We start from the raw sequence: 1808 nt of genomic DNA on the forward strand, positions 1-1808 counted from the left end.
AAGTATAGCCATAGGCAGCTTCAGTAAAGATATGTTATCTAAATAAGAATAAAACTACTCTTATCTTGTTACTTGAACTTTTTATAATATAGCCTTTTATTTTTTATATTTAATAATTTTATGAAGGAATACATATTATGAATAGCAATTATGCAGTTATCGGAAATGAAGTTTCAGACTCTTTCAAAGTTGGTTCTAATCTTTCATCTACAGGCGTCTTGCGTTTGAGTGCCGTAGCAATAGGATTGATTGTTGCTGGATTCAGTATGCAGGCAACAGCAGCAGCCTGTACAGGCGATAAATCAATAACCTGTGGAACAGATGCTATAGCTAGCCCTAATCATGGTGTTGCTATAGGTAAAAATGCACACGCTCTTGGTGGCCAAAGTGTGGCTATTGGTAGCGGTAGCGCAACTGGTGACACCAATACAAGGGCTATTGGTGAGCAATCAATCGCTATTGGCTCCAATGTGCAAGCAAAAGGCCATTCTACTATTGCTATAGGCGGTGATGATCTAAGAGCTGCCTCTAGAGCTAATATTGATGGCAGTACTGCGGGTTCTGAATTAAACAGTGGTACGGTTCAAACTGAGTTTAGATCTTATGCTAAACGTGACCTTGTCGATACAAGTGGCCCCAATGAAGATGCCATATTCATTGAACATACTAAATCAGTTGGAGACGCCTCTATTGCTATTGGTGTAAAATCAAGCTCTGAAGGCGCTCTTTCTACTGCACTGGGCACTCACGCTAGCTCATCAGGAACTTCTTCTTCAGCCTTTGGTGTCGCATCGTCAGCAACTAAACGTGGCTCAGTCGCTCTAGGCGCCGGGTCAGTGACAGATAGTGATGCTACTTCTGAAAAGACCATGACAGTAGGTGGCGTACAACATCAGATTGCTGGTAATGTTTTAGATGATGATAATAATTTAAAAACAGGTGCTCAAGTATCCGTTGGCTCAATAGGGTCTGAGCGGCAGATAAAGAATGTCGCTGGCGGTCAAGTAAGTGCAACCAGTACGGATGCTGTAAATGGTAGTCAGCTTTTTGTTACAAACTCAGCTGTAAATAGGAATACAGATAGAATTAACTCTTTAGGTTACAGAGTTGATGATATCAAAGACGATGCTAACGCTGGTATCTCTAGTGCAATGGCGATAGCTTCACTACCACAACCTTACCTCCCAGGTAAGTCAATGGTTAGTGGTTCGCTAGGAACGTATAACAGTGAAGGCGCAATGGCTATTGGTATCTCATCAATAACTAATGATGGTCGCTGGGTAATGAAAGCAGGGGGTACATTTGATACCCAAAGTAACTTTGGTGGCTCAGTTGGTGCAGGTTATCAGTTCTAATTTTCTAATAAAAGAAGTTATCTGCTAAAGTAATTATCAGCTAGAGTTTCGTTCGTTTAAGATGCTAGCTAAAAAAAGCAAGACATTCAATGTCTTGCTTTTTTTATGGTTTAAAATGTAGTATCAAGACTAATTTTAATAAAAGTAAATGTTTATGAGTTTCGGGTGGTTACCATGGTTTAGGATTAGCGATTGTCCATGCGGTGGTTATGGCACATAAAGGCCAGCTTAATGTACACAATAGGCAAGACAGCATTCAGGGTTTGGTGGTGCAGATTATTTTGCCTACTCATTAATACCGAATCGTTGATTTTATCTTGATTCTCATTCATAAGGTATTATTGTCGAGTGTGATAGGATGAGTTAGTAGGCACTATGAACCGCCCCGACAATATCGGAGACTGTTTTATTGGAGTCAGGCGGCTTTTCCTGACGGGACTAAACTCTCATAAT

General features: G+C 40.4%; 1 protein-coding gene. It reads left to right on the plus strand.

What is annotated here, in order from left to right; all coding sequences use genetic code 11:
- Positions 1-137: 137 nt before the first annotated feature.
- On the plus strand, positions 138-1355 hold the full coding sequence (locus JMY06_RS11650) for a YadA family autotransporter adhesin (RefSeq protein ID WP_201618408.1): 1218 nt from the start codon (positions 138-140) through the stop codon (positions 1353-1355).
- The last annotated feature ends 453 nt before the right edge of the window (positions 1356-1808 follow it).

Source organism: Psychrobacter urativorans (assembly GCF_904846675.1).
In the GTDB taxonomy this organism is placed as follows: Bacteria; Pseudomonadota; Gammaproteobacteria; order Pseudomonadales; family Moraxellaceae; genus Psychrobacter; species Psychrobacter urativorans_B.